This window comes from Arthrobacter sp. H20 (assembly GCF_000520515.1).
Lineage (GTDB): Bacteria > Actinomycetota > Actinomycetes > Actinomycetales > Micrococcaceae > Arthrobacter_D.
On the sequence record NZ_KI914748.1, the window covers coordinates 21,058 to 41,545 of the forward strand.

General features: G+C 62.3%; 22 protein-coding genes. 3 read left to right on the plus strand and 19 right to left on the minus strand.

The features are described from left to right. Window positions 1-74: 74 nt before the first annotated feature. The 16 genes from Y703_RS0113800 to dacB all read right to left on the minus strand — a co-directional run bounded on the left by Y703_RS0113800 (window position 75) and on the right by dacB (window position 15,269). Window positions 75-269: a hypothetical protein gene (locus tag Y703_RS0113800; RefSeq protein WP_026553171.1), complete on the minus strand. Its 195-nt coding sequence runs from the start codon at window positions 267-269 to the stop codon at window positions 75-77. Beyond that, window positions 262-1,725 carry a lysine--tRNA ligase gene (gene lysS / locus Y703_RS0113805; protein WP_253908063.1) on the minus strand — a complete coding sequence of 488 codons (1,464 nt, stop codon included), beginning with the start codon at window positions 1,723-1,725 and terminating at the stop codon, window positions 262-264. Before lysS ends, Y703_RS0113800 begins: the two co-directional genes overlap by 8 nt. A 145-nt stretch (window positions 1,726-1,870) precedes the next feature. Next, a complete protein-coding gene (panC, locus tag Y703_RS0113810; RefSeq protein ID WP_253908053.1) occupies window positions 1,871-2,788 on the minus strand; it encodes a pantoate--beta-alanine ligase in 918 nt (305 codons plus the stop codon). Then, window positions 2,785-3,696, minus strand: a complete 912-nt coding sequence (locus Y703_RS0113815; RefSeq protein WP_026553174.1) for a Rossmann-like and DUF2520 domain-containing protein — start codon at window positions 3,694-3,696, stop codon at window positions 2,785-2,787. Before Y703_RS0113815 ends, panC begins: the two co-directional genes overlap by 4 nt. After that, a complete protein-coding gene (locus tag Y703_RS20020) occupies window positions 3,683-5,284 on the minus strand; it encodes a PH domain-containing protein (RefSeq protein WP_081743551.1) in 1,602 nt (533 codons plus the stop codon). The genes Y703_RS0113815 and Y703_RS20020 overlap by 14 nt, the downstream gene beginning before the upstream one ends. Then, window positions 5,281-5,796, minus strand: a complete 516-nt coding sequence (locus Y703_RS0113825; protein ID WP_026553175.1) for a PH domain-containing protein — start codon at window positions 5,794-5,796, stop codon at window positions 5,281-5,283. Before Y703_RS0113825 ends, Y703_RS20020 begins: the two co-directional genes overlap by 4 nt. Then, window positions 5,789-6,283, minus strand: a complete 495-nt coding sequence (locus Y703_RS0113830; protein WP_026553176.1) for a DUF3180 domain-containing protein — start codon at window positions 6,281-6,283, stop codon at window positions 5,789-5,791. Before Y703_RS0113830 ends, Y703_RS0113825 begins: the two co-directional genes overlap by 8 nt. After that, complete coding sequence (gene folK / locus Y703_RS0113835) at window positions 6,271-6,783, minus strand: 2-amino-4-hydroxy-6-hydroxymethyldihydropteridine diphosphokinase (protein ID WP_026553177.1); 513 nt, start codon at window positions 6,781-6,783, stop codon at window positions 6,271-6,273. The genes Y703_RS0113830 and folK overlap by 13 nt, the downstream gene beginning before the upstream one ends. Beyond that, window positions 6,780-7,169 carry a dihydroneopterin aldolase gene (folB, locus tag Y703_RS0113840; RefSeq protein ID WP_026553178.1) on the minus strand — a complete coding sequence of 130 codons (390 nt, stop codon included), beginning with the start codon at window positions 7,167-7,169 and terminating at the stop codon, window positions 6,780-6,782. The genes folK and folB overlap by 4 nt, the downstream gene beginning before the upstream one ends. Continuing rightward, the gene (folP, locus tag Y703_RS0113845) at window positions 7,166-8,083 is read right to left on the minus strand and encodes a dihydropteroate synthase (RefSeq protein ID WP_026553179.1); all 918 of its coding nucleotides are present in this window, start codon (window positions 8,081-8,083) and stop codon (window positions 7,166-7,168) included. Before folP ends, folB begins: the two co-directional genes overlap by 4 nt. A gap of 14 nt (window positions 8,084-8,097) precedes the next feature. Continuing rightward, window positions 8,098-8,715 (minus strand): GTP cyclohydrolase I FolE, encoded by a 618-nt coding sequence (gene folE / locus Y703_RS0113850; protein WP_026553180.1) that lies wholly within the window; start codon window positions 8,713-8,715, stop codon window positions 8,098-8,100. Window positions 8,716-8,751: 36 nt separating this feature from the next. Beyond that, window positions 8,752-10,824, minus strand: coding sequence for an ATP-dependent zinc metalloprotease FtsH (gene ftsH / locus Y703_RS0113855; RefSeq protein WP_026553181.1), 2,073 nt, complete (start codon window positions 10,822-10,824; stop codon window positions 8,752-8,754). Between the two features lie 188 nt (window positions 10,825-11,012). Then, window positions 11,013-11,564: a hypoxanthine phosphoribosyltransferase gene (gene hpt / locus Y703_RS0113860; RefSeq protein ID WP_026553182.1), complete on the minus strand. Its 552-nt coding sequence runs from the start codon at window positions 11,562-11,564 to the stop codon at window positions 11,013-11,015. After that, window positions 11,542-12,621: a tRNA lysidine(34) synthetase TilS gene (tilS, locus tag Y703_RS20025; protein WP_051427603.1), complete on the minus strand. Its 1,080-nt coding sequence runs from the start codon at window positions 12,619-12,621 to the stop codon at window positions 11,542-11,544. The genes hpt and tilS overlap by 23 nt, the downstream gene beginning before the upstream one ends. Window positions 12,622-12,640: 19 nt before the next feature. After that, the gene (locus Y703_RS0113870) at window positions 12,641-13,792 is read right to left on the minus strand and encodes a zinc-dependent metalloprotease (protein ID WP_026553183.1); all 1,152 of its coding nucleotides are present in this window, start codon (window positions 13,790-13,792) and stop codon (window positions 12,641-12,643) included. A 40-nt stretch (window positions 13,793-13,832) separates the two neighbouring features. Further along, window positions 13,833-15,269, minus strand: coding sequence for a D-alanyl-D-alanine carboxypeptidase/D-alanyl-D-alanine endopeptidase (gene dacB, locus Y703_RS0113875; RefSeq protein WP_035765255.1), 1,437 nt, complete (start codon window positions 15,267-15,269; stop codon window positions 13,833-13,835). A gap of 143 nt (window positions 15,270-15,412) precedes the next feature. Between dacB and Y703_RS0113880 the strand changes: the two genes are divergently transcribed. Continuing rightward, window positions 15,413-15,979, plus strand: coding sequence for an inorganic diphosphatase (locus tag Y703_RS0113880; RefSeq protein ID WP_026553185.1), 567 nt, complete (start codon window positions 15,413-15,415; stop codon window positions 15,977-15,979). Window positions 15,980-16,055: 76 nt separating this feature from the next. Continuing rightward, the gene (locus tag Y703_RS0113885; protein ID WP_026553186.1) at window positions 16,056-16,718 is read left to right on the plus strand and encodes a hypothetical protein; all 663 of its coding nucleotides are present in this window, start codon (window positions 16,056-16,058) and stop codon (window positions 16,716-16,718) included. Here Y703_RS0113885 and Y703_RS0113890 read toward each other — a convergent pair. Together Y703_RS0113890 and serS are read right to left on the minus strand one after the other, a co-directional pair. Further along, window positions 16,715-17,545 carry a Cof-type HAD-IIB family hydrolase gene (locus Y703_RS0113890; RefSeq protein WP_026553187.1) on the minus strand — a complete coding sequence of 277 codons (831 nt, stop codon included), beginning with the start codon at window positions 17,543-17,545 and terminating at the stop codon, window positions 16,715-16,717. The two genes, Y703_RS0113885 and Y703_RS0113890, sit on opposite strands and share 4 nt — an antisense overlap. Before the next feature lie 39 nt (window positions 17,546-17,584). Beyond that, window positions 17,585-18,871 carry a serine--tRNA ligase gene (gene serS, locus Y703_RS0113895; RefSeq protein ID WP_026553188.1) on the minus strand — a complete coding sequence of 429 codons (1,287 nt, stop codon included), beginning with the start codon at window positions 18,869-18,871 and terminating at the stop codon, window positions 17,585-17,587. 73 nt (window positions 18,872-18,944) lie between these two features. On the opposite strand from serS, the gene Y703_RS20030 reads away from it, so the two are divergent. Then, window positions 18,945-20,045: a diacylglycerol/lipid kinase family protein gene (locus tag Y703_RS20030; RefSeq protein ID WP_051427604.1), complete on the plus strand. Its 1,101-nt coding sequence runs from the start codon at window positions 18,945-18,947 to the stop codon at window positions 20,043-20,045. On the opposite strand, the gene Y703_RS20035 is transcribed toward Y703_RS20030, so the two are convergent. Continuing rightward, window positions 20,042-20,407 (minus strand): hypothetical protein, encoded by a 366-nt coding sequence (locus Y703_RS20035; protein WP_155849540.1) that lies wholly within the window; start codon window positions 20,405-20,407, stop codon window positions 20,042-20,044. The genes Y703_RS20030 and Y703_RS20035 overlap by 4 nt on opposite strands. Window positions 20,408-20,488 lie beyond the last annotated feature (81 nt).

Below are 20,488 nucleotides of genomic sequence, written 5' to 3' on the forward strand. Positions count from 1 at the left end.
GCATACAGTAACCGTCAAAGTGCAGAACAAATCCTACTTTTGGGAACTTTCGTCGAAATGCGAGCAGAACTCGGTCAGCGAGGCTCTGCTGGATCGTCGCGATCGGGGGCCGCAACGGGGTCTTCTTGTTGCGCCTGAGCCTGACGCTCATCGGCCTGACTCATTGCCTCCCGCTCGGTGCGATCTGCGTTGAAGATTGAACGCATGACTAAGTAAAAAATCACTCCGACAGCTATCGATGGCAGCAATACGGCAACATACTCAAGCACGACTATCTCCAACCGGTTTCAGAATGGGAAACAGGATGGTTTCCCGAATGCCCGCATTGGTAAACAACATGACCAACCGGTCGATTCCGAGCCCGATGCCTCCCATGGGGGGAGCGCCATACTCCAGCGCTCGAAGGAAGTCCTCGTCGAGTTGCATAGCCTCCTCATCGCCCGCGGCGCCCTGGCGCGACTGATCAACGAGACGCTCCCGCTGAACCACCGGGTCAATGAGCTCCGAGAAGGCTGTCCCTCGCTCCATCCCACCGATGATCAGGTCCCACGCCTCAATTAGGTAAGGATCCTCCCGGTGCGGCCTGGCCAACGGCTGAGCAGACGGAGGGTAGTCGTAGACAAAAGTCGGTTGAATCAGTGTAGGTTCAACAAGCTCCCCGAACAATTCAAGGACGAGCTTTTCGCTTTCCCATTCCGGAGCAATCTTTACCTCGTGCATTTCAGCGATTTCCCGGAGCTCGGCGGTCGTCGTCTCTGGAGTTATTTGACGCCCCACCACTGCCGAAAGGCCTGGGTAGACGCCCAGCCACCGCCACTCCCCATCCAGGTCAATGACGCCGGACTCCGTTTCGATAGTTCGGGACCCCAGCATGTCGGCGCAATTGAGAATGATCTCCTTCATCCGTTCGGCCATTCCAAACTGATCGGTATACGCCTCATAGCACTCCAGCATGGTGAATTCGGGGCTATGGGTTGAGTCGACTCCTTCATTGCGGAAAATCCGGCCGATCTCGTAGACCCGGTCTATTCCACCCACTACTGCCCGCTTCAGATAAAGCTCGAGGGCGATTCGAAGCGTCATTTTCTGGTCGAACGCGTTCAGGTGAGTTTCAAACGGTCGTGCAGCAGCGCCACCGTGCACCAACTGAAGCATTGGTGTTTCCACTTCAACGTATTCAATGGAATGCAAAGTTTCCCTGATGGATCGAACTATCGCGGCCCGCTTTCGAACCATTTCTCGCGCTTCCTCGCGCACCATAAGGTCGACATAGCGCTGCCGGACACGGGTTTCCTCGCTGACACCCGCATGCAGGGTGGGGAGGGGGCGCAGGGCCTTCGAGGCCATACCCCAGCCGGCGGCCATCACCGAAAGCTCGCCACGCTTGGAGCTGATCACCTCGCCGCGCACCACCACATGGTCGCCGAGGTCAACCAGTGCTTTCCAGTCAGCCAGGGACTGTTCACCGATCTCCGCCAGGCTGAGCATCGCCTGCAGCCGGGCGCCTCCGCCCTCCTGCAGCGTGGCGAAACACAGCTTTCCGGTGTTGCGGATAAACACCACCCGGCCTACCACCGAGACGATCTCGCCAGTCGTTTCCTCAGCGGTGAGCTGACCGAACCTTTTTCGCAGCTCGGCCAGCGAGTGTGTCCGTTCCGGCTTTACCGGGTACGCCTCATCCCCGCGTTCGAGCAGGCGCGCGCGTTTCTCCATGCGGATGCGCATCTGCTCGGTGGTTTCGTCGGAGCTGCCCACCGCATCGTGCAGGGGCGTTTCTGTGGCGGTGCTGGAATTATCTGTGGTCACGATATATAAGGTTACCGGCTACGTTCCGCCGCACGCATTTGAAGGAGTTGGAAGACGGGCCGGATCAGCATCCCAACTGAGCGTTATCGATCAGTCGAACAGACCCCACTCTGGCCGCGATGAGCACCAGAGCCTCACCGGTGAAGGGGGTATCCCGCCAATTAACTGCCAACGGCTCGAGGGTCGCTGGGTCAACGACCTCGAAATAATCCAGTGTCACCAGTGGCTGGCCAGTGACCAACGCCACCGCGGAATCAAGGTCCAGTGCCTCGTGGCGTTCGGCCCTGCCCTTGAGGAGGCGCAGCGCTCGGGATAGCACAAGCGCCGCGCTTTCCTCTGAATCGGTGAGAAAACAATTCCGGCTGGAAAGGGCCAGCCCCGCAGCTGTCCTGACCGTTGGGACTGCCACGATCTCGGCGGGAAAGTCCAGATCGTTGACCATCCGGCGGATCAGGACCAGCTGTTGCGCGTCCTTCTGCCCGAAATAGCAGCGAAAACCGGCATCGACCGCTGGCGCTGCACTGTGCAATAGTTTTGCCACGACTGTGAGCATTCCGTCGAAATGACCCGGCCGGGCGGCTCCTTCAAATTTAGTACCAAGTGCACCAGAGTTCACTGTGATCAGTGGGGGCCCAGCTGGGTACATCTCGGCCTCTGCGGGTACAAACGCGAGGTCCACTCCGCAACTACCCAAAAGCTCCAGGTCCTGATCGAGTTGTCGCGGATAGCGCTCAAGGTCAGCCTGTTCGCCGAATTGGAGCGGATTCACAAAAATCGATGCAACAACTACATCGTTGCTTTCCCGTGCAGCCCTCGCCAACGCAGCGTGCCCCTCATGCAGGGCGCCCATTGTCGGGACAAGCCCAAGACTGGCGCGCTGTCCCTCCCTGCGTGAGCCTGGGCGACCGTCGAGAAGTTCGGTGGTTGCATCCAGGAGTTCCGCAGAGGTCCTGACCAATCGGGGGATCCTGTGCTCACTCACGAGGGATCCGCCTCATCGATGGTGAGAGCGCGAGTGATTGCCGCGCCCTGGGCCCGGCTCAGGAGTCCCCGGTCAACCGCACGTTGAGCCGTCGCAATCGCGAGCCCTCGGTAGGCAGCGCTGATGTCCTCGGAAGACTGGGAGTTCAGTGCCTCAATGTGCGCCTCAACGGTTCCCGTATCGCCACGGGCGACCGGGCCGGTGAGGGCTCCCTCCCCTGCTGACAACGCGTTCTCCAAGGAAGCTCTCATCAGCGGTCCAAGCATTCGGTGCGGTTGCTCGACCCCGATGTCTGTAAGAAGCTGGGTGGACTGCGCGGTGATCGTCACCAGGTGGTTTGATGCATGCGCCAACGCGGCGTGGTACAGGGGCCGTTGAGATTCATCGATCACCACTGGCTCGGCACCCATCTCCACCACCAGCGCCTGTGCAACCGGAAGGACAGCTGACGGCGCTGTGATTCCGAAACTGCAGTCGGGCAGGCGTGCCAGATCCAGGCTCATCCCGGTGAAGGTCATTGCCGGGTGCAGTGCCAAGGGAATGGCTCCCATCTGCCGTGCCGGTTCGAGCACCGAAATACCGAACCGTCCGGAGGTGTGAGCGATCAGCTGTCCCGGCTGCCAAGACCCGAGTTTGGCCAGGCCGTCCACGAGCTCAGACAGGGCATCGTCGGGAACTGCAATCAACACCAGTTCAGATCGCTCAATGATGTCCGGTATTTCCAGCACCGGGACACCCGGCAGGAGCATCTCCGCGCGTTCCCGGCTTGCCTCGGATACCGCGGAGACTCCGATTACCGCATGATCAGCAGCGCGCAGTGCTGCGCCGAGGACTGCCCCCACCTTGCCCGCGCCAATGATTCCTACCCCGAGTCGGCCGGGCCGCCGTGCTCCGCTAGCGCTGACCATTATGGGCGCTTTCATCCTCACCCGCTGGGGCGGGACCCGCTTCCGCCGGTTCCGTCAGGTCCTTGACCGGGGCTGAAGCGTCATACGACGGCACCTGAGGCATCAGCGCCTCCTCCGCCCCCTCAACTGGTTTCATCCACTGCTCGGGCAGACTGCGACGGCGTGCCTCGGCGGCTCGAACCCCTTGTTCGTTGAAGAGCTGCCACGCGGTCTCCTCGTCTACTTGCTGAATTCGCGGACTGACCGGCCCGGGTGTGGTGTGGAGCAAAAGGTCGGCGACCCGGAAACGGCGGTACACGGGCCCCTGGTGGAGAGCCAACGATTGGGTGCGCTCGTGTGGCACCACTGCGAGGTTCCGCCAAAAGTACCCCGACCGGATCAGAAGAGCCGTATCTGTCACCGCGAAGCCATTGCGTCGCCACTCGAGCGGACCGATCCATCGAGCCCGCCGCGGGGTGGAGACGAACCCAGCGCGGCTGTCTCTACCCGCCATGCCAGCACTGAACACCTCAAAGGGTTCACCTGTACCGGGGTCCGGGAGCACCAGCGCCAGGATCTGCAGGGCTTCCGCCTGGGTCCCCACCGGAAGCAGGGTGGCCCTAGCCTGGGCATCGCCGGAGGCTGACACGCCGTATCCTGCGACATTGACTGTCATCCGGTACCACCCCTTGATCCGCCAGAGCGGTGACTGGCTAATACCCACGGCCTGGATCCGCCCGGGCGGGACGGTCTGGGTCCGAGTGTCCAGGAGACCGTAACGGACTCTGATGCCGTCCGGGGAAATGGCAGCCCGAAAGTTGAACCCATTCTTGATGCTGCCCCAGTAGCCACCTGCCACACCGAGACCCAGCGGGATGATGACCGCCAGCGGAGCAGCCTCGTCAAGTGTCACCGAAAAGATGAGTATCACAGCGACTCCGATGATGAGGACGAGGGTGGTCCCGGAGAGCAGTGCCGCGGCGATGACCCGCCCCGGTTTAAGAGCGAGCACCTCACGCTCGGGTGCTTCCTGGATATCATCTGGATGGTCCGGATCAATACTCACTCCCGCGGCGCGGGCCAGAATCGTTGCCCTCAAACGCTGGGCGTCGCTGAGTTTGAGGAAAGCGAGTTTGACGGCTGACTCACCGGCGTCGGCCACTTCGAACTTCAACTCCGCCAAGCCGAAAACCCGGGCCAGGAATGGCTGGACTACGTCAATAGCCTGGACCCGGTCCAACCGCGCCTGCCGATTCTGACGAAACAGCACCCCCGAGTTGACCCTTACATGCTGTTCAGTCACCTGGTAGCGGGTGAAGTACCAGGACAACAGGAAGCCCACTGCCACTAGCACCACGATCCCCGCAAGGATTGCGATCGCCCAGGGCAGCCGTGCCCCGCTGTCAGAAAAGTTCGGCATGCCGTCCCCGCTGAGGAGGCCTTCAAACAGGTCCTGTCCGGCGAAGAAGGCGATTGCGACCAGAGCAATCCAACCCCGCACGAGCGGGGAGATGACGTGAACGCGACTCCACTGGTCCTCCGACGTCGCCAGCAGCGACCCGTCTGGGGCTACCGGGTTTTCGGGTGGTGTCTGGTCCTGGGTTGTCACAGTCCGGCCAGCTTCGCCTCACCACGGGCGGACAACTGCTCACGCAGCCGCGCGCCCTCGTCTGCTGGCAGACCCGGAATCGACGCGTTGGTACCCGGAGACGCGGTGTGCATTTTGAGGGTGCACAGCCCGAATGCCCGCTCGATCGGACCGACAGCAACGTCGACGTACTGCATCCGCCCGTAGGGGACCACCATGGTGCGCTGGTAGAAGACACCCGTCCGAATCAAGAGGTCCTCATTCCGCTCCGCATAGCCAATGGCCCGCACCTGCCGGGGAAGGAGGATTCCCCGCCAGATCGAGAGAATCAGGGTGCCGATTGGCAACGCCCAGACGACCCACATCGGCGGGAAGCCCGACCAGACATCGGTGAGACGCAGGACCAGAGGGATGCTGAAGATTGCGACGTTGATAATCGTGCCAACTGCCCACCCGAGCAACCGTACAGTCAGGTACTTCGGTGAGACCCGTGTCCAGTCAAGCCCGGCCGGATCAATAGGTTCCTTACGCATACTCCCCCTCGTCGTCAAGACCACGTTTCCCAGCGCCGGCGGCGCCATCGTCGGGTGGTAGCCGACAGAATCCCTGGACAACTATTCCAACGACGATCATTACTCCGCCGCTGAGCACCAGCACCACAGTTCCCCAGACCGAACTGGTCACTCCACGCACGGCGACGAGCGAGAGTTGGTCCACCAGGATTCCGAGGTGCCAACCGGCGTTCAGTGCGCCAGCATAAGCGGTCGCCTGGGCTAACACCACTGTGCGAGCGGCGAGGATCGGATCCAGTGGGCGGTCGCGTTTGCCGTTTCGCCAGCGCAGTACCCGGAACCCGAAGACCAGGGTAACTGTCAGAATGGCCGCCACGGTCAGCAGCGAACTCAGAGGAAGAGTCGGAACGGTGAACCCATTCTGGCTCGCCCACCAGTTCACCAGCCAGCCCACGATGCCCGCTATCGCCCCAAGAGCCGCCAGCCAGCTGGCCTTCAGGGAACCCATTGGGTGTAAGACCCCTCGTATGGTCGGATTCCAGCGAGATCGGTTTCGCCGACCAGTTCAGTCACCAGGCGCCCGTCAAGTCGCGCCGTTGAGTCCATCCACGCCCAGGGTTGGAGCACGAAGGCACGCTCAGCGGCCCGGGGGTGCGGGATGGTGAGCCGCTCGTCGTCGGAGGTGTAGTCACCAAAGGTAATGATGTCGATGTCAATGGTTCGCGGCCCCCACCGGACATCCCTGGTTCTGTGGTGTTCGTTCTCGACGGCCTGGCAGTGGGCGAGGAATTCGTAGGGTTCCAGGTCCGTTTCGACCTCGATTACCATATTCAGATATTCGGGCTGGTCCGCCGGGCCGCCGACAGGAGAAGATCTAACCACCGGTGAAACCTCACGCAATCGCACCCGTGAGCTGTCCACCAGATCGGCGACGGCGAGTGAGAGGGTGCCGTGACTGTCGCCAAGGTTGCTTCCTAGCGCCAGCACCGCGCGCACCCGCCCGGTCACGGGGTTTCCTGTCCGATCCGGTCACGGACGATGCGCACCGCAACATCATCAAACGGCACTGGGATTGGGGCCTGGGGTTTGTGGACAGTCACTTCGACAGTACTGGCCGGAAATGAGGCGAGCAGTTGGACTGCGATCCGCTCAGCAAGGGCTTCAATCAGGTTCAGGGGCGCCCCGGTGATGGCGGCGACCACCTGCTCCGCCACGTCGCCGTAGTGTGCTGTGGTGGTGAGGTCGTCGGTGTTCCCAGCCGGGCGGAGATCGAGGTGGAGTACGACGTCGACGACGAACGGCTGGCCCTCGCGCCGTTCAAAGTCAAACACGCCGTGGAAGCCAACCGCTGTTACCCCGGTAATGGTGATGGTGTCCTGCGCGACGACAGTCATCCCGGCGCCTGGTCAGTCCACGCGGCAGATACCTTGACGGCATCCAGGTTGGGCCCGACGTCGTGCACGCGAACGCCCCAGGCACCGTTCGCAGCGGCCAGCGCCGAGACGGCAACTGTTGCGTGGTCCCGTTCCTGCGGAGCAGCTGCTTTACCAGCGGAGGTCAGCAGAGTTCCCAGGAACCGCTTGCGTGAGGCGCCGATCAAGACCCGATGACCGAGCGTATTGAGCCGGTTAATGGCGCGCAGAATCGACCAGTTGTGATCTTCGTTCTTGGCGAACCCGAGGCCGGGATCAAGGATGATCAGGCTGGGATCGACCCCTGCTGAGACGAAAGCATCCCGCACGCGGCTCATCTCGGTGATGACTTCCTCGACCACATTCTCGTACTGGGCCAGTGAGCCCATGGTTGCAGCGGTGCCGCGACGGTGCAACAGAACGTAGGGCACTTTCCGTTCGGCGATCAGGGCGGGCATCGCCGGGTCAAAATCCAGCCCCGATACGTCATTGACCACTGCTGCGCCAGCATCGATGGCTTTCGCGGCAGTTGAAGCGTGCATGGTGTCCACACTGATGAGGGCGCCGGCCTTCACCAATGCCTTGACCACCGGCAGGATCCGCTGTTGTTCCTCATCGGGGAGAGTCAGGTCAGCGTTGGGGCGGGTTGACTCACCGCCCACATCAATGATGTCCGCGCCGGCGTAATGCATCCTGAGGCCTTCAGCAATGGCCTCGTCGGAGCTCCCGAACCGTCCGCCGTCGCTGAAGGAATCTGGGGTGACGTTCAGCACACCCATGACCAGCGAGCGGTCAGTGGGGAGGTCTTTCAGGGTCTTCGCCACTTTGGAGACCCTGAGGACTGGTAGCGGTGAGGTCGCGGGCCCGGTTCCTGGCGCCGCAGCGAGTGAATCCATCGGTATCTGGTGTCCTATCTTCCGAGTATCAGGCTCATGGCTTCGGCGCGGGTGGCGGGATCGCGCACCTGGCCGCGGACGGCTGATGTGACAGTTTTTGCTCCAGGCTTGCGCACTCCACGCATGGACATACACATGTGTTCGCATTCGATAACCACAATGGCACCCTTTGGCTGAAGATGCGTCATGAGGGCCTCGACAATCTGGGTGGTGAGGCGCTCCTGCACCTGGGGTCGACGCGCGAAGACCTCGACGAGGCGAGCCAGCTTGCTCAGCCCGGTGACCCGCCCTTCCGCCGACGGGATGTACCCGATGTGCGCAGACCCGTGGAACGGTACGAGGTGGTGTTCACAGGTGGAGTAGAAAGGGATGTCTTTGACCAGGACAAGTTCTTCATGATCAATCTGGAACGTGGTTGAAAGGATCTCAGCGGGGTCTTGGTGCAGCCCCGCAAAGAACTCGGCGTACGCCCTCGCCACCCGTTTGGGGGTCTCCACCAGCCCATCCCTGTCGGGGTCCTCCCCAATGGCCGCAAGAATTTCTCTCACTGCCCGCTGGATCCGTGGCTGGTCTACCGGCGAGCCTGCAGCCTTGAGAGCCGCCGAGAACACCTCATCGTCAAAATCCGTCACTGGACCAATCCTACGCGGTGCCTGCCCTGCCACGGGCTAGGGCTGGGAACCTTCGGCGCCGCCTGTGCCCCGGGACCCCTCCCCTGACTCTGGGGAGGGTAGCTCGGTGTCGTGGACATCGAAGTCGCCAACGATCTGCGCATCGGCTATCTGGTCCTGCGGTGCGACAGTTTCGGGCGCGGGTTCGCCGGCTACATTGGCTTCCTCACGTTCCTTCTTGGAGACTACCGGCGGCAGGGCATGAACTGGCCGTGAATCCTTTGAGAGCCAGACGTCGCGGATGTCGCGCTTGCGGATCTCGGTGAATACCTCGGCGATTTCCGCCTGGTTCAGGGTCTCCCGTTCCAGCAACTCCAGCGCGACGCGGTCCAGTACGTCACGGTTCTCGGTGAGGATTTCATACGCCTCGTCATGGGCGTTGTCGATCAGCCGACGGATCTCCTCATCGACGATGTAGGCGATGTGGTCCGAATAGTTCCGTTCGTGGCCCATATCCCGGCCGAGGAACGGCTCGCCACCGCCCTGGCCGACCTTGACCGAGCCGATCCGTTCGCTCATGCCGTACTGGGTGACCATCTTTCGCGCGGTTGCAGTTGCCTTCTCAATATCATTGGACGCACCGGTGGACGGGTCATGGAACACAATCTCCTCCGCGACCCGGCCGCCCATGGCGTATGCCAGCTGGTCGAGCAGCTCGTTGCGGGTAATCGAGTACTTGTCGTCGCTGGGCAGCACCATTGTGTACCCGAGCGCGCGGCCACGCGGCAGGATGGTGACCTTGGTAACCGGGTCAGTGTTCCGCAGTGCTGCAGCAACCAGTGCGTGCCCGCCTTCGTGATAGGCAGTGATCTTGCGCTCCAGCTCCTTCATCACCCGGCTGCGCTTCTGGGGCCCGGCGATCACTCGGTCAATTGATTCGTCGAGGGCGCGGTCGTCGATCAACTGGGCATTTGACCGTGCGGTGAGTAGTGCAGCCTCGTTGAGGACGTTCGCCAGATCGGCGCCGGTAAATCCGGGGGTCTTCTTGGCCACTGAGCGGAGGTCAACATCGGGTGCCATGGGCTTGCCCTGAGAGTGAACCGTTAGGATGTGCTCCCGGCCCAGCATGTCGGGGGCCTCTACTCCGATTTGCCTGTCGAAACGCCCGGGCCGCAGGAGTGCTGGGTCAAGGACGTCGGGTCGGTTGGTTGCTGCAATGAGGATGACGTTCGAGGTGGCATCAAAGCCGTCCATCTCAACCAGGAGCTGGTTGAGCGTCTGTTCCCGCTCATCGTTGCCGCCGCCAACGCCAGCGCCACGGTGGCGACCGACCGCGTCGATCTCGTCGACGAAGATGATCGCCGGGGCGTTCGCCTTCGCTTGCTCGAATAGATCGCGCACACGGGAAGCGCCAACGCCGACGAACATCTCGACGAAGTCTGACCCGGAGATCGAGTAGAACGGCACTCCCGCTTCACCAGCCACTGCTCGTGCCAGCAGGGTTTTACCGGTACCCGGTGGGCCATACAGGAGGACGCCCTTTGGTATTTTGGCGCCGAGTGCCTGGAATTTAGCTGGTTCCTGGAGGAATTCCTTGATTTCGTGGAGTTCCTCAACCGCTTCGTCAGCGCCGGCCACGTCGTTAAACGTGACCTGGGGCATGTCCTTCGATACCAGCTTTGCCTTGGACTTGCCGAACTGCATCACCTTCGATCCGCCGCCCTGCATCCGGGAGAGCAGGAACCAGAAGATGGCACCGATGATCAGGAGGGGTAGCAGGAGTCCGAGCAGGCCGGTGAACCAGTTGCTTTCAGCAGGCTGGTCGGTGAAGCCATCGACGTCGGAGGTGTTGATCGCTGCCACGACGTCCTCGGCACGGGCAGTGCTGAAGAAGAACTGGACACTGCGGCCCATATCCTCGTAGTCGTCGCGCAGGGTGAGGTCCACCCGCTGATCGCCGTCGTAGATCTTCGCCTGTTCCACCTGGTTGTCGTTCAGGAGGTCGAGGCCCACGTTGGTATCCACCCGCGAGCTACTGGTGCTGAACAGGTTGGGCAGGATGATCAGCAGCGCCACGACCGCGAGCACAATCCAGAAGATGGGCCCCTTGAAAAGGTTCTTAAATTTCATGCGTCTCAGGGCTTCGAGACCCTGTCCCTCCTGCTTAACGAGCCAATATCGCGGCGTTGCGCGGTCGGCGCGCAACGGAAGCTACACAAGCTTTACACCGTCTGCACACAACCACGCACCAAATCACGCATAAGTTCCCTATGGGCGGACAGATTTCGTCAGCGCCCTAGCCCCGGGGTGGCGAGGCCTTACTCGTAAACGTGCGGCGCGAGAGTACCGATGAAGTCGAGGTTGCGGTACTTTTCAGCAAAGTCCAGACCGTATCCGACGACGAACTCGTTCGGGATGTTGTAGCCGACGTACTTGACATCGATGCTGACTTTCGCGGCCTCGGGCTTCTGCAGCAGGGTACAGATCTCGACTGACGCCGGTCCGCGGGACTGCAGGTTGGACTTCAGCCAGGAGAGGGTCAGCCCTGAATCGATAATGTCTTCGACTATGAGTACGTGCTTGCCCATCAGATCGGTTTCGAGGTCCTTGAGGATGCGCACCACCCCCGATGACTGAGTCCCTGATCCGTAGGAGGACACCGCCATCCAATCCATGGTCACGTGGGAATGGAGAGCCCGTGCCAGGTCAGCCATGATCATCACTGCGCCTTTCAGCACACCCACGATCAGGATCTCCCGGCCGGCGTAGTCAGCGTCGATCTGCGCCGCCAACTCAGCTACCCGCTTCTGGATTTCCTCTTTCGTGTAGAGAACATGCTTGAGGTCGTCATGGACGTCCTGTGAATCCACCAGTTGCTCCTGAAGGTTTGGATTGGGCGGCACCGACGGCTTGGGGAAGCGCGCGGTTGTTTCTAAAGATAAGACTGCCATAGCTTGGGTCCCCTTGGGGAACAGACTTCCCCCGCACCTGGCGGTGCACGCTCACGCCACCACCGAGCTGCACCGGCCCAGCGGATCCCCGGCGCTCGAGCAATGTCTCAGTCGCTCGGATTCTCTCAAAACTTGGTTGCTCCCCGCCCAGCCGGACCGCAGCCAGCGCCAGGACGCGTTGCCGCAGTGACGGCGGTAGTGACCTCAGTTCCTCTTCGGGAAGGAGGATCTCGGCGCCGTCGATCACGTGAAGCTGCTCATAGCTTTCCTGGCTCAGCCGATCCAGGTAGTCAGCATCCTGCGCCAGGATGCGGGAGGTGCGATACAGCGCACGGGCCACACCGGGTCCCAGTTGGTCCTCCAGATAGGGCAGCACCATCGTCCTGACCCGGGAGCGGGCGAAGCTGGGATCCGAGTTGGACGGGTCATGCCACGGCTCGAGGCCCTCGAACCGGCAGATCTCGACCGTTTCTTCCCGTCGTAGCCCCAGGAAAGGCCGCAGATATAGACCACGCTGCGCTGGCATTCCGGCAAGGGACCTGGTGCCTGATCCACGAGCGAGGCCCAGCAGCACCTGTTCAGCCTGATCATCGAGCGTGTGGCCGAGCAGGACGGCCGACGCGCCCAGCTCGGCGGCAGCGACGTCCAGTTCGTCGAAGCGGGCGGCCCGCGCCGCCGCTTCGGGGCCCCTCCCCCGGCCATCGACTGTGACAGCACGAACGCTTACAGGTTCCAGTCCCAGCTCAGTTAGTGTTCGTGCTGCCCGCCCGGCGACGGAAGTGCTGCCGGGTTGCAGCCCATGATCCACCACTACCGCACCCACCCGGTAGTTGCCCGAGCGGGCCAGATGAGCGGCGACTGACGCCAGAGCAAGCGAATCAGGGCCCCCACTACATGCGACCAGAATCAGCGAGCCCGTCGGAGCGGTGCTCGCTGCCAGGGCATGTCGAAGCAGATTCCTCGCGTTGCCTACCACCGGGCTGAGCCGCGGCCGCCTAACCACCGTTGTGCAGTCCCATTCGGGTGATCCACTTGTCGGGGGCGTGGATCTCCTCCTCGGTGGGAAGGTTCTCAGCGCTGGTCCACACACTGTTGAACCCCTCCATGCCCGCGCGGTCCACCACGCGGCGCACAAACCGTGCCCCATCGCTGTACTGCCGCATCTTCGCATCGAGCCCCAGTAGCCGCCTGAGGAATTTCTCAACCGGCCCGCGGGACTTGCCACGAGCGTTGAAGCGGCGGCGGATGGTTTTGACGCTTGGCACAATACTGGAGTCGACGGCATCCATCACTACGTTCGCGTGCCCTTCAAGCAGGCTCATCACGGCGGTGAGGTGGGACATTCTCGCCTTGTCCTGCGGGTCCTGCAGCAGGGAGAGGATCCCGAGATCGTTGTCGCTCTTCAGGCTGGTAGCGTCCAGGTCCGCGTCAGCTTTCGCTCCGGCACTGGTGAGGCCCTTGGCTGCTTTGGTCAGCCGTTCCGAGAGGCCTTCCGCCTTCTCAAGAAGCCCCTCACTGAGTTCGGAGATGTGCTGCAGCATGTGGTCCTTCAACCACGGTGCAGCTGCGAACTGCACCCGGTGGGTCTGCTCATGGAGGCACACCCACAACCGGAAGTCGGCTGGCTCAACGTTCAAGTCCCGCTCAACAGCAAGAATGTTGGGCGCTACCAACATCAGTCGCCCGCCCGTTCCGTTCTTGGCTGGGCCGAATGGATCATACTGCCCGAGGACCTTGGATGAGAGGAAGGCCAGGATGGCACCGAACTGGGCGCCTGTGACGGTTCCGCCCAGGGCAGCGCTGGCGGTTGTGAGCTGGTCCTGCTTGGTTCGAGCAAGATGCTCCAGCGCTGGGTTCATGAGCGCCTGGAAGCTTTGAGTGTTTGCTTTGGCCCACGATGCCCTGTCCACAATCAGCAGGTCGGAGTCCCTTAGGTCCTTGGCTGCGTCAAGTCCGGTGATCTGGTGCACGTAGCCGATCGAGGCCTCGGCTGCTGCGCGGAGGTCTGCTACTGCCGCAGCAATCTCGCGCTCACTTAGTTGGGGCCCCGCAGGTGTGAGTTTCGCGGCGGTGGACGCCGCGAGGTCCCAGTTGATGAGCTGCGCCGGAACCTTGTGCCGGACGGTGGACGGAAGGTTGCTCTCCATGGGGTCCATTCGATCACACTAGCCTGTGAACAAGCGGCAACTATCGGCAGCCACACCTCGCCAGGGCCGCGGCGGCCCGGTCGATCGCTGTGCGCGCCGCTACGGTGTTGCCGTCAAGCCCTCCCGCCATGAAGGAGAACACGAGCAGCCGGCCATCGGTAGTCACCACGTAGCCGGTGAGAGCGGTCACCGCGTTGAGTGTTCCCGTTTTGGCCCTGACCAGACCGGCGCCACTCGCTGCAGGGCCCTGCAGCTCGTACCTGTCCTGCAGGGTCCCTGAGAGACCGGCTATCGGCAGACCGTTCAGGATCGAAACCAGCCCCGGCTCCTCGGAAACTGCCAACGCGCGCACCAGGGCAGCCAGTTGAGCGGGTGAGACCTCGTTCCGGGGCGACAGCCCCGCCGCATCACTGACCACCAGGCCCTCCCCTGGCACCTCCAGCTGGCCAACGGCGCTCTCAATCGTTTCGGTAGCGCCCCCGAACGATGCGGGCTGACCGCTGGCTCGTGCCGCTAGTCGAGCAAGTGTTTCGGCCAGGTAGTTGTCGCTGGTCAGCAACATATGTTCCACCTGTTGCTCGACAGTTGCCGACTCGACGCCGGCGAGCTGAATGGCGTCGCCATCGAGCGCAGGCGATCGGATTACCTCCGCTCCAACTTCCACGCCGAGTTCACTGCCGGCTACGACCACCGCCTCCCGGAACACTGCCGCGGCATGGAGCGCAGCGTCTGGCGACCGCGGCCCTCTCGATGCTGCTTCATCGCGCCATGATGAATTGATTGCCAATGGATAGATGGGAGCTATCTCGCCAGCATTCACATCCCCCGCGAGCCACCCGGCGTTGAGCGTTGGGCCGATAAACAGGGTGTCGTCCAGCAGGATGTTAAACGGGCCGTCAGCTGGATCCAGTGCGTCGACGGTTTCCTCGGCAAGGCTCTGCAGACCGGCATGGCCAACCACCGCGCCCGAGTCCGATTCTCCCGAGGAGAGCAAAACATCACCACCGGCCACCAGAACCAGCTCGTTGGCGAGTTCTCCGGCAACCACTGTTGTCTCGAACCGTCGCCCCGGGTCAAGCTTGCTCATGACCGCTGCGGCGGTGAGCAGCTTCTGGTTCGATGCTGGCAGTTGCTGATTGCCCGAGCCATCATCGAAGAGGACGTCCCCCGAAGCGGCGTCGACCACCACTCCCGAGAGGACACCCGACCCCTCGAACCTCAGCTCGGCGTGGAGGGCTGAGGTAAGAAGGGCGGGGTTGGGCAGCGGAGCTGCTGGATCGAGGGCTGCCACCTGTGCAGGTGGGGTGAGCCCGACCGGGGGCAATTGACGTTCGTCAGCCGGGGGCTCAGGAATCGGCTCTGGCTGCTCCAGGGACCGAACCACCACCGGCACAACGGCAAACCCAAGGGGTACCGCGAGACTGGCGAACACGGCAACGAGCAGACCGACCGTGATAACACGGGCACTACGAAGCATACAGGTCCCCCAATCGGTAGCCGGTCGAACTGGTTCGAACCCACGGGATGCGCCCCAAACCTATATGTTTAAGATTAGACCGATGCGGCTGCCACTGGAGCATACCGCCGCGCCCTGCCCACAGGATTCCACAGGAGAGTGCCATGAACCTCGACGTCACCATCGAGATCCCCAAAGGATCACGCGTCAAATACGAAATTGACCACGAGACGCACCGGCTGCGCCTGGACCGTGTGCTCTTCACCTCCATGCAGTACCCCACCCACTACGGCTACTTCGAGAACACCCTCGGCGAGGACGGCGATCCGCTGGACGCCATGGTGATGCTGCAGGATTTCGATCTGATTCCGGGCGTGCTGGTTGAGTCCCGCCCCATCGGCGTTTTCAACATGACTGACGACGGCGGCGGTGACGCCAAGGTCCTCTGCGTCCCCACGGACCCGCGGTTCAACCACATCAAGGACCTTTCCGATGTGTCGCCATTCCTCCTTGAGGAGATCAAGCACTTCTTTGAGCGGTACAAGGACCTGGAGCCCGGCAAGTGGGTCGAAGCCGCCGACTGGGCTGATCGCGAAGCTGCCGAAGCTGAAGTAGAAGCCTCGCTGAAGCGTTTCCAGCAGCTCGGCGAACAGCGGGAAGAGGACGAGCCGCAGGGCCGTGACGTCGACGCTGACGTCGACAACGCCACCACCATCTCGCAGGACCGCTAGTTCAACCCCCATCAGTAAACAACGTTTATCGGTTGATTAAACCGTTATGGAGCATGGCTTCGGGCATACTGAAGCCATGCTCTACGTTTTGACGATCAATCAACGAGACTCCCGCGAAGTGGGGGACCTCGTCGCTGACCTGTTGCGTGGCCTGCGGCACATCGAGACAGTTGTGCCATTCCAGCGTTCAACCGGTGATGAATTGCAGGGCGTCGTCGGTAGTGCCGCGACGGCAGTCGACGTCGCCCTTACGGCGCTCCGACATCGCCGATGGCATGTCGGAATTGGCGTGGGTGGGGTCCACTCGCCAATTCCCGAGAATATTCTTGAAGCACAAGGCTACGGCCTGGTGTACGCGCGGCGGGCCGTCACCCGGGCCCAAAAGACCGGCGAGCGCATCCCCCTGGCTGTGGAGGGCCCCGATTCTGAGGTAGCGGCGGAGGCTGAGGCGGTCCTTCGCCTCCTGGGCCAGATTGTGTTCACCCGGACAGAGGCCGAGTGGAATGTCCTGGACCTCTTGACGCCAGGAGCCCGAGGACAGCAGAAACTGATTGCTGCCGAGTTGGGGATCACTACCCAGGCCGTCAGTAAGGCAGTGGTCAGGTCACACTGGGTTGAGGAATGGGCCACCCGGCCTGCCGCCGCCAGGCTCCTTGACCTCACCGCAGGTCCAGTTGCGCTGCCGCCGTCGTCGCTGCCATATGAATCGAGCGCCGGCTCCTCACTCCTGCGGACCTAGACGAGGGTGCGCAGAACCTTCGCCGCGCCGTCGTCGTCCACGCTGGCCGTCACCTCGGTTGCCGCTGCAAGCACCTCATGGGGGGACTGGCCCATCGCTACGCCCCGAGCGGCCCACGCGAGCATCTCAATATCGTTTCGTCCATCGCCGACGGCCACTGTATGCGCATGGTCGATATCCAGCCGGCGGCGCAACAGTTCAAGAGCACTTGCCTTGGTCACGCCGGCCGCGGCTATATCCAGCCAGGCTGTCCAGCCCACCGAATAGGTCACGCCATGGAGACCAATTGCTTCGACCGCCTCACCAAACTGCTCGGTGGTGCTGTCCGTGCTGAAGACAACTACCCTGACCGCCGCTGCGTCGAGCATCTCCTCAAACTCGACTGTGCGGGTCTGGGATCCGAAGCTGGCATCCTGGAACCGTTCGGTCGCCAGGAAATTTCCCTCGTCATCCTCAAGCGCATACTTGGCGGTCGGCAGCCTCTCCCTGAGTGCGACGAGTGCCGGCCTGGGATCGAAGGTGACCCGGTCGATAATTTCGAAACCCTGAGGCAGGGTGGGGTCGATACGTAGGGTCACCCCGCCGTTGGAGCACACACTGTACCCGCGCGTCAGGCCGATCTTTTCAACTATGGGCAGGGCAGCACCGAGTGAGCGACCCGTGGCGATGATGACTTCATGCCCGGCGTCGACGACAGCGCGCGCAGCCTTCATTACCTCATCAGTCATATTTCCGTCGTGGTCGACCAGGGTGCCGTCCACATCAAGTGCGATGAGCTTACGCTGGGCCTGCTGGTCCTCGATGCCAGTAGTGGTGAATTGTTTCATTACTCAAGTGAACCAGATTCATTGCCCGGACGGTTCGGGTCAGGATGCCCCAAGCACGGGGAGCACTTCGAGACCACCCAGGTAGGGCCTGAGCGCCTCAGGCACTGTAACCGAGCCGTCAGCATTTTGGTGATGTTCAAGTATCGCGACGATCCAGCGGGTCGTGGCCAGGGTTCCGTTCAGCGTAGCGACCGCGCGGGTGCCCTTCTGGCCTGCTGGCTGCCGTTCACGGATATTCAGGCGGCGGGCCTGGAACGTGGTGCAGTTGGAGGTGGAAGTCAATTCCCGGTAGGCCTCCTGGGTGGGGACCCAGGCCTCACAGTCAAACTTTCTGGCGGCAGACATGCCCAGGTCTCCGGCCGCGGTGTCGATGACCCGGTACGGCAACTCCACCTTGGCGAGCATTTCCTCTTCCCACGCGAGCATCCTCGCGTGCTCGGCGTAGGACTCCTCTTCAGTGGTATAGGCAAACATTTCAACCTTATTGAACTGGTGCACCCGGATGATCCCGCGGGTGTCCTTGCCGTGCGAACCTGCTTCCCTGCGGTAGCAGGAGGACCAGCCCGCGTAACGGACCGGACCAGCTGACAAGTCGAGGATCTCGTCGGAGTGGTATCCGGCCATTGCCACCTCCGACGTGCCCACCAGGTAGAGGTCGTCCTCAGCCAGCCGGTAGATCTCGGCGTCGTGGGCTACGTCGAACCCGGTGCCCTGCATGATCTCGGGTCGAACCAGGGTGGGGGTGATCATCGGGGTGAATCCGGCCTGGACCGCCTGCTCCATTGCCATGTTGAGCAGGGCAAGTTCCAGCCGCGCTCCGACGCCTTTGAGGAAGTAGAAGCGTGAGCCTGAAACTTTTGCCCCCCGCTCCATGTCAATGGCACCAATGAGTTCGCCGATTTCCAGGTGATCCCGTGGGGCGAACCCTTCGGCGCCGAAGTCCCGTGGCGTGCCGACCGTCCTAATCACCTCAAAATCATCCTCGCCGCCAGCGGGGACGCCGTCCTGGATGGCGTTGGGCAGACTGCGCAGGAGCGTTTCCTGCTCCTGCCTGGCTGACTCTGCCTCGGCCGCAGCAGCCTTCACTGACGCAGCAAGGTCCTTGACCTCCGCGAGCAGTGCCTGCTTCTCCTGGCCCTGGGCCTGAGCAACACGCTTACCGAAGGCGTTCTGGTCTGCCCGTAGGGATTCAGCGCTGGTGACCACCTCGCGGCGGCGGGAGTCAGCCGAAATAATCGCGTCCACTAGGGCAACATCGGCGCGGCGGGCGCGCTGTGAAGTGCGGAATTTCTCTGGGTCTTCGCGGAGTTCGTTAACATCGATCACGTGCCTAGACTATCAATGGCGCCCGGCGATGATCCCCGCCAGTCTCCCCTGAGGGGATACCCTAAAGTGCATCATGCCAATTCGCCTGATCCTCCTGTTCGCCCTGGTCCTGGCCGCGGCCGCCTCCGCAGTGAGTTGGTTGGGGGTCCGGCGGTTGCATTCGCTAGAACATCCCGCGGTAACAGGCGCCCTCCATCTGCCGGAACCCAGGGGCCGGCAGCGGGTGGCCCTGGTGCTGCACCCTCGAAAACTCAATGCCCCGCATGCCCGCAGCCAAGTCGAGCTGGCCTGCGCCGGGGCGGGGTGGGAACCGCCCCTCGTCCTTGAGACAACAGTCGTGGATCCAGGCTATGGGCAGGCGATAAGGGCACTCCGCGAGGGGGCCGACGTCGTTATCGCAGCCGGAGGTGACGGGACCGTGCGGGCTGTCGCCCGCGCAGTAGCTCATCAAGGAGTCGCCATGGGACTCATTCCGCTGGGAACAGGGAACCTACTGGCACGCAATCTGGGCATACCGGTCTCGGACCTGGGTGCAAGTGTGCACCGGGCCCTCCACGGCGGTGGGCGGCGGATCGACATGGGACGCGCCGAGTTGCGCAACGACACTACCGGTGAACGGGCCGAGCATATCTTCCTCGTGCTGGGCGGCATTGGTCTGGATGCAGTGGTGGTCGCGGCAACCAAGGACGTACTGAAGGAAAAGTTCGGCTGGCTGGCCTACAGCGAAGCCGGATTGCGGAGCCTTCCCGGCAAACGACAGAGGGTCGCGATCAGCCTCGATGGCGGGCCTCCGCAGAGCCGGACCGTGCACAGCGTTCTCTTCGCCAACTGTGCAAGGCTGCCAGGCGGCATAGAATTGATCCCCGATTCGACAATCGATGACGGCTACATCGATGTCGTGGTCCTGAGTCCGAGAAGCATCCTGGGCTGGATCTGGCTGGGCACCAAGATTGTCTTTCGACCTCACAGCGTTATCCCGGTGATCAACTACTACCAGGCGCAACGGGTGACTGTGACAGTGTCCGATCCCACCCAGACCCAGCTCGACGGCGACCTCTCAGGGAGATGCACCTCCCTGGACGTCACCGTCGACCCCGGCGCGCTGATCGTCAGGTCACTTCAGTCACCAGATCATCAGCGCACCACGCCGTTGGCGCGAAGGGCACGCGGCTAGCGGGAGCCGCCCTCGGTGTCGGCATCCGTGTACTCACCCTGCGGGCCAGTGCCATCCGACGGGTCTTCCTCAACGTCGGTGTATTCGCCCTCTTTCTCGGGGTCCTGGTCGCCGGTGTAGCCGCCCTCAGTTGTCTTTTCTTTCTGGGCGCCGGTGTACCCTCCGCCTGGCACAGGCTCCAGATTCTCGGTATCCGAGTCGGGGAACTCCCCTTTTGCCTGGCTGTTGATGAGTTGCTGCTCCTCGGAGAACCGCAGGTCGTTGGCCTGGTCTCCAGCGTCTCCACGATAGTTTTCGTCGGAAGTGGCTCCGCCGCCCTCATTCGGGGTGACGTCGTGTCCTTCGTTAGCCTGCTCGCTCATGATGCGCCTTTCGTTGAACATGCGCGCCGACCCGGCGCCTTGAGTGAAGCGTACTGATGAACTGCTTCCACTGGGAAGCAT